6 protein-coding genes and 1 pseudogene are annotated in these 6,427 nt (G+C 58.3%); 4 read left to right on the plus strand and 3 right to left on the minus strand.

Annotated elements, in window-relative coordinates; all coding sequences use genetic code 11:
• Nucleotides 1–3 precede the first annotated feature (3 nt).
• A complete protein-coding gene (locus VGE27_RS04310) occupies nucleotides 4–882 on the plus strand; it encodes a DNA adenine methylase (protein WP_331048400.1) in 879 nt (292 codons plus the stop codon).
• A 197-nt stretch (nucleotides 883–1,079) separates the two neighbouring features.
• Nucleotides 1,080–1,512 (plus strand): annotated as a pseudogene (locus VGE27_RS04315) (transposase); the annotation flags it as partial.
• A gap of 210 nt (nucleotides 1,513–1,722) precedes the next feature.
• On the opposite strand, the gene VGE27_RS04320 reads toward VGE27_RS04315, so the two are convergent.
• The 3 genes from VGE27_RS04320 to VGE27_RS04330 all read right to left on the minus strand — a co-directional run bounded on the left by VGE27_RS04320 (nucleotide 1,723) and on the right by VGE27_RS04330 (nucleotide 4,605).
• Complete coding sequence (locus VGE27_RS04320; protein WP_331048401.1) at nucleotides 1,723–3,609, minus strand: ParA family protein; 1,887 nt, start codon at nucleotides 3,607–3,609, stop codon at nucleotides 1,723–1,725.
• Nucleotides 3,610–3,615: 6 nt separating this feature from the next.
• Nucleotides 3,616–4,275, minus strand: coding sequence for a hypothetical protein (locus tag VGE27_RS04325; protein ID WP_331048402.1), 660 nt, complete (start codon nucleotides 4,273–4,275; stop codon nucleotides 3,616–3,618).
• A 78-nt stretch (nucleotides 4,276–4,353) separates the two neighbouring features.
• Entirely contained in the window at nucleotides 4,354–4,605 is a 252-nt protein-coding gene (locus tag VGE27_RS04330) for a hypothetical protein (RefSeq protein WP_331048403.1), read from the minus strand.
• A 639-nt stretch (nucleotides 4,606–5,244) separates the two neighbouring features.
• Between VGE27_RS04330 and VGE27_RS04335 the strand changes: the two genes are divergently transcribed.
• Nucleotides 5,245–5,688: a helix-turn-helix transcriptional regulator gene (locus VGE27_RS04335; protein WP_331048404.1), complete on the plus strand. Its 444-nt coding sequence runs from the start codon at nucleotides 5,245–5,247 to the stop codon at nucleotides 5,686–5,688.
• Nucleotides 5,685–6,269, plus strand: a complete 585-nt coding sequence (locus VGE27_RS04340; protein ID WP_331048405.1) for a nucleotidyltransferase — start codon at nucleotides 5,685–5,687, stop codon at nucleotides 6,267–6,269. Before VGE27_RS04335 ends, VGE27_RS04340 begins: the two co-directional genes overlap by 4 nt.
• Nucleotides 6,270–6,427 lie beyond the last annotated feature (158 nt).

Consider the following 6,427-nt stretch of genomic DNA (forward strand, 5'->3'; position numbering starts at 1 on the left):
CCTATGCCAAGCACGTTCACTCCGCTGAGATACCCCGGCGGCAAGAGCAAGATGTCCGGCTATCTAGTAGAGGTCATGCGAAGCAACCGACTTATCGAAGCGGCTTACGCAGAGCCGTTCGCCGGCGGAGCAGGTGCGGGACTTGCACTCTTGATTCAAGGATACGCCTCACATTTTCATCTCAATGACATTGATCGCGCCGTCGTGTCTTTTTGGCGTTCGGTGTTCACCCAGACAGAAGTGCTCGCGCGGAAGGTTGAAAACGCCAACTTGACAGTGGCGGAATGGGTGCGGCAGCGAACGACCTATCTCGAAGCCAATATGGGCATCGATCTAGCGTTTGCATTCTTCTATCTCAATCGGACAAATCGCTCTGGTATCATGAACGGTGGTGTCATCGGCGGCCGCGACCAGTCCGGTCCCTACAAGATGGACGCCCGCTTCAACAGGAAGGAGCTCGCAGCACGCATTAGGGTGTTGGGGCGATTCCGCCGAAAGGTCTCGGTTACGCGCCTAGATGCTCTCGAATTCTTGCGGTCGATCAATGAAGCACCTCCAACCTTCACCTATTTGGACCCTCCATACTACGTGAAGGGGCAGGACCTCTACCTCAACTTCTATTCGCCGGATGATCATGCGGAGATCGCCTCAGCATTGAACACCTACAGGCAGCCTTGGATCACTACATATGACGCCTGCAATGAAATCCGCGAGCTCTATCGGTCTCGAAAGGTACTCGAGAGTGAGCTGAGCTATTCTGCTCGCGAAGTGCGCCGGGGAAAGGAGTTGGTCATTTTTGGGCCTACTGTCAGGCCTCCGGTATTTCAGCAGCGCACTAAGCGGTCGGCCTACCGTCTGGGCTTTACCGTTGCCAATCGGTAGCCAGCTACCGCCGTGACCAGAACCATACCCCCGTCGGCACATCACCTAGGCGTTCGACAGACTTACACCGCCATCGTGCGCCGAGTCGTCGCTCTCAATCCTATCAGTTTTGGGATCAGCTTAAACGGTAATTCCCCCTGAAAAGCGGGGTCGTCAGAAGTGGAAATTTCTCGTACCGTTTGTTCGAAGAGGATTCCATGAACAAGTCGCGCTCTGCTGACAGTCAGATCATCGCGGTGTTGAAGGAGGCGGAGCTGGCGACGCCCGTCCCGGAGCTCTGTCGGACACATAGCATCAGCTCGGCGACGTTTTACAAATGGCGGGCCAAGTTCGGCACCATGGACGTGTCCATGGTGCCGCGCATGAAGGAGCTGGAGGAGGAGAATCGGCGCTTGAAGAAGATGTACGCCGAGGCCCAGCTCAGTACCGACCTGCTGAAGGAAGCCCTCGCAAAAAAATGGTGAGGCCATCGCAGCGGCGTGCGATGGCCCGAACCGCGGTCCAAGCGCAGCGCACGACGATCCGCCACGCGTGCGCGAAGTTTGGCGTGAGCGAGACCTGTTATCGCTATCACGCGAAGCACGGCGATGAAACGCGGTCATCGCTGACTGGCTGATGCGGCTCACGACGAAACGCGCCCAAGCTGCCTAACTCGCTCCACTTCTGACGCCCCCTAGAAACGGGGGGATTACCCACGGGCTTTGCCAACCAAGCGAACGTCCAAATGGAACGAGCCGAGCAGCAGTGCGAACGTCGTAACGGGCGAGCTAGCATCGAAGCTGGGCGGCACGCCCTCGATCAAGCGTCTCTGTCGATTGCGATTAGGTATATGTTCGACCGCTATGGTTGGTAGATGAATGGCGGATACAACGCCTCTTCTCTTCTCGCCGCAGTCTTCATCTCAGAGAGATCTTCAAGAAACTTCGGCAGTGCAATGCGCATGTAGCGCCAGCAACTGAACTCTGCTACTCCTTGGTTAAGAGCCGCTTCGTGTGCCGCGTGAAGGTTCGCTAAAGCAGCTTGCCTGTGACCAGCGATCCACCAAGCAATGAACATGCATTGGTGGAAGTTTGCGCCTCCGTGCAGGCTCGTCTCAGTTTCCCCCTTCTGAGCTATTGCGATGAACGCCTCGGGGTCAGGTCGCTTGTCTCGGCCCCAGCGGGACATCGCCAAGTTGAACATGTCCGAAATCTCCGCGCTCGGAAGCATCGCTCTGGGAGAGAAGATCTTGGTGGCATCTTCGAACTTACCAAGGCCGATGTGAACTAGGCCGAGCTCGTACTCGATTCGAAGCAGCACGGAAGTGCCGCTTCTTTCTTCGGATGCAACCTGACGAGCCTTGTCCAGCAGAACTTTGGCTTCACCAAGAGCAGTCTTCGAGCCGTTGAGCTGACTAGCGATCCACGAAAGCTCATCGACATCGACGATAGCTTTCAGCGCATTACTCGTGGAGATCCCGGAAACGTCAGCTTCGTCAGCAGTCAGAAGAATCTGCAGTGCGCGGGAAACGGTGGATGCATCTACATCTGCAAGATCGAAGATACGCAGTGCATCGGATGCCGCGGCGTCCGACTCACCGAGGCTCCTGCGAGCCTCTGCAATAGCGAGAATACGCTCGGCTGCCGATGCGCGCGAAGCGGCCGGACGCTGCAGGAGTGTTAACGCCTCCTCAGCGCGCCCCTGCCGCTGGCGTACTTCGGCAAGCAGGAGCAGAATCTCTGGGTTATCTCCATGACGCTCTCGAATCTTGTCGAGTCTGCTTTCGATAGAGGCGACATCGTGCGTAGTGCGGTCGCGAAGGACTCGCTCTAGGAAGTCAATAGCTCCTCGCGGGTCGGCCGGATTTGCCCTTTGGATGACGGATGAAAGCTGTCGATACTCTCTCGCCAAGCGACTTCTCGGACGATCCTTTGTGAAGATTGACTGCGTAAGAAGTGAAAGGCTGTCGTAGCGGTGAACTATTGTAGGCCGTTCCCTTATCTGAAGGTCGCGACGGAAAGCATTGATTCGACCAGCAAGAATGCGTTCCTCGTCATCCAGATCCGGAACGTTCGATATCACGAAGTGCAGGTTGGTCTTCTTTTCCCTTGGGCCGTTCTCCTCTTGGCGAATGTCCTGCACCACGCGCTCAAGTCCCCGAAGGTTCTGCTGATTTGGGATAAAAACAACAACCACAGCATCAGGTAGCTGGCGAGTACAAATGCCTCCGACGTCGGTGTGGCCCGTTCGTGAGTCAATCAGCACATAATCTGGACGTAATGCGTCGCGCCATTGCGCCTTCAAGTCCTCGAAGAGAACGAAGCCGTCTTCCTGCTCGTAGAGAGTCGACCAACTGATGCTAGATAAGCGTTCCGCGTAGCCATCGTCATCGCGTCCCGCGGGCATAACAAAAATCTGGCCATTGTTCTCGAGTACAGGACAATCGTAGACAAAATCCCGTACGTCTGGGACTTCACCAGTCTTTCTATACTCCGTTACAAAGTCGACTACGCCACGAGTCCGGCTTACGGTGACTGCATCAGCACCGAGGCCAATCGTGTCGAGTCCAGGCGCCTCGAGATCGAAATCGACGATAAGAACTCTGGAACCCATGCTCGCCAGATGCGCCGCGACATTCACGAGGGCCATGGTTCGACCCACGCCCCCTTTGAATGAGTAGAACGTGACCACGTACATCGAGCTGGCCCGCTTGGAGCTCGGTGCGCGGACGACTTCCTCGTTTTCCATGAGGTGTTAGGCCGCTGGAACGGTGATGGAGCGGGTGATCGTCAGAGCGAATAATGACGCTGAAGCGCGTACCTGGTCCGGGTTCTCAAGTGCCCTAGTAACAGCTCTACGCCGTGTTTCCACGCGAGACTGGGGGTCGAGTCTTGAGAGCTTGAGGAGAGCCCTCACGTTGTGAGGATCGAACGAGAGCCGCATTAGTCTGTCGATGGCACGAGTCTGTATTTGCGACCCGCTCTCGTACCGTGCGATAGAGGCCTCGCCGATGCCGGTAAGTTTCGCGTACATGGCACGATTCGCCTCGTAATGGCGCTTCCTGCCGCTCTTAATCTCCGCAGGTGTCAAAACGCAGAGATAGCGGCAAACGGCCTCGTGCTTTGCGACCTCCGCTCTCCAGTCCAAGAACTCGTAAGAGCATTCCTCGCAGGTGTACACCGGTACATCCGCCGAGAGGAGCACGGTCTTCGCCCCGTCGAGATACTCAAACGAATGTGACTGCCAGCGGCTTGAAGCGCGTGCCTCACATAAGGGGCACGCGAGAGCGTCAATCTGCGTTCCGACGATATCCAGAGCACTGCTAGCGATCAGGTCCTCAACTTGGTGCGCAATTTCAGACGCCTTCTTGAGGAGCGCGTCGCTTTCAGTCTGGTCTCTTTCTGGGTGACTCATATCTCTCTCAGGAACGAGATCGCCGGCTCAGCGAGAGTGATCCAGCGTCGCTGTACAGCTCGCGCAGGTTCGGTCGGCTCAACGGTCGCTCCAGTGAAAGCTGCGTCCGTGCACGCCGGCGTTTGTTAGCATCAGCTTGATGTAGAGCACTCTACCCCCAACTGGCACCTTCATCACGTAGCCCACTTTATCGGGGGGCTTGTCGAGAGGCACAACCTCCAAGGGGAACCCCGCCACAAGCAACCCGTGTACGTATGCCCAAGCTGACGTTTCCGTGAAGGCAATGCCAGACAAGCCGTCGCCAATCGTGTCTGGATTGACGATGTTCACCGGTTGCCACTCGGTAGGGATGCTGGGTGACCAAGCTGTGGTCCTTCGTCTCGGGTCCAAGCACGCCGACGCGAGTTGTCGGCGTGCGCTCGCGCATTTCGGCGGTTCGTCGTCGCTCATAGAACGGTCCGAAATTCAGCGGCTGAGCCATTGGGTGTTCCACCCGGACGATGTGTGTATCAAAAGATACGCACCATTCATTCCGATGTCAACATGATTTGACATTGTGTATCAACTGATCCTTTTTATGGCTGCGCTTGCGGCTGTGAGCGAGGAGTCCGTTACACGGGCGGGCAGAAAATTGTTGACCGCATCTCACAATATGGGGGCGGGATTGCGTCTGGCTATCGTGTGATTTTCGGAGTCAGATCGATTAGTGTGACCGCAATCCCAAGTATTGAGCGCCTTCGACCTTTTCAGATCGACTCTGGATCAGAAGGTTCCTGGTTCGATCCCAGGAGGAGCAATAAGAAGCCCGTAAACGACTTAGCGCGTTGGCGGGCTTTTGTTTCGGTGCCAGACGGAAGCGGTCTCGGTGTCATCGCGATCTTCCCAGCACGCAAGCGAAACAAGTTCTCTGTCCGATTGGCCATACATAAAGGGATGGTGGGCAGCGTCACGTGGCCGTAAATTCCGGTCATGTCTTCCCCCCACGAGGTCGTGAATCGGCTGGCCGCCCTGCTGAGGACGCACCGGCAAGCGCGTGGTGTGACTGTGGTGTCTCTGGCGGCACAGGTCGGTGTGAGCCCGCGGTTGGTCAGCGAATTCGAGCGCGGGAAGCGCCCCAATGTCTCGCTCGAGACGGCCATGCGCCTCCTGCAGAGTGTCGGCGCTCCGGTATTCCCGGCAATGCCGCCGGTCGCCGACGAGGCCGCCGCTCGTGCAGACCGGGCTGCCCACCGGCGTCGCACATGGCGCGGTTCGTATGCAACACTGTCGGAACAATCGCCCCCGGCCCCCTCGCCGCATTTGGCGGAGCGCCTGACGGCCGTCGCCGCCGCTTCGCAGCTCGCGGTCGGGCTGCGCGCGGCGTATCAGCGCCAGAGCGAAACACCGGCCGGCAGAAAGCGCCGTATCCGATGACGCCTGCCGGTGAAGGGCGCCCCAATGCCGTCGGAGATGAAGACTTCCCGAGCGACTTTCGCGACTTCATCCACGAGCTGAACGCCCATGCCGTCGAGTATCTGCTCGTGGGTGGCTATGCCGTCGGGCTCTATGGGCACGTGCGGGCGACGGCCGACATCGACTTCCTCTACAGGACAACGCCGGAGAATGTCGAACGTCTGATGCAGGCCATGGCCGCCTTCGGCGCCCCCGGCAGCGTGGTCAATCGCGATCAGCTCTCCGCTCCGATGGGGGTAACGCAATTCGGAGCGCCTCCCGTGCGCATCGACCTGCTCTCGGACATCACGGGCGTCAGCTTCGATGAGGCGCAGGTGGACGCGCTGGCGATCGAGATCGCCGGCGAACGCTTGCCGGTTATCGGACTCGCTGCGCTTCGGAAGAACAAGCAGGCGACAGGTCGCAAAAAAGATCGCGACGACCTCAGACGGCTTCCGACCTCGCTGGAGAGCACCCCGCGCCGGCTGCGAAGCAAGAGAAAGAAAACGTCGGACAAGCCGGCCGAAACGAACGCGTCGTCCGCTCCCCCGAGGCGACGCTAGGTGCGTACCGCCTCGCGAAAGGTCGGACCGACCCGCTGGACACGGCCGTTGTCAGCATTCGCAGCGGCGCAATAGAGGACCTGCGGGCGAACCAGATCTGATGCCATCACGGTTCGGCCGTCGGGGCGGCAGACGTTCCTTGTCCGATCATGCTGCGA

The sequence above is a fragment of the Gemmatimonas sp. genome, assembly GCF_036405635.1.
GTDB lineage: Bacteria > Gemmatimonadota > Gemmatimonadetes > Gemmatimonadales > Gemmatimonadaceae > Gemmatimonas.

Coding starts and splice junctions, on each gene's coding strand:
- VGE27_RS04325 (WP_331048402.1), bottom strand. CDS start 4,275: ATGAGTCACCCAGAAAGAGACCAGACTGAAAGCGACGCGCTCCTCAAG.
- VGE27_RS04335 (WP_331048404.1), top strand. CDS start 5,245: ATGTCTTCCCCCCACGAGGTCGTGAATCGGCTGGCCGCCCTGCTGAGG.
- VGE27_RS04340 (WP_331048405.1), top strand. CDS start 5,685: ATGACGCCTGCCGGTGAAGGGCGCCCCAATGCCGTCGGAGATGAAGAC.
- VGE27_RS04320 (WP_331048401.1), bottom strand. CDS start 3,609: ATGGAAAACGAGGAAGTCGTCCGCGCACCGAGCTCCAAGCGGGCCAGC.
- VGE27_RS04310 (WP_331048400.1), top strand. CDS start 4: ATGCCAAGCACGTTCACTCCGCTGAGATACCCCGGCGGCAAGAGCAAG.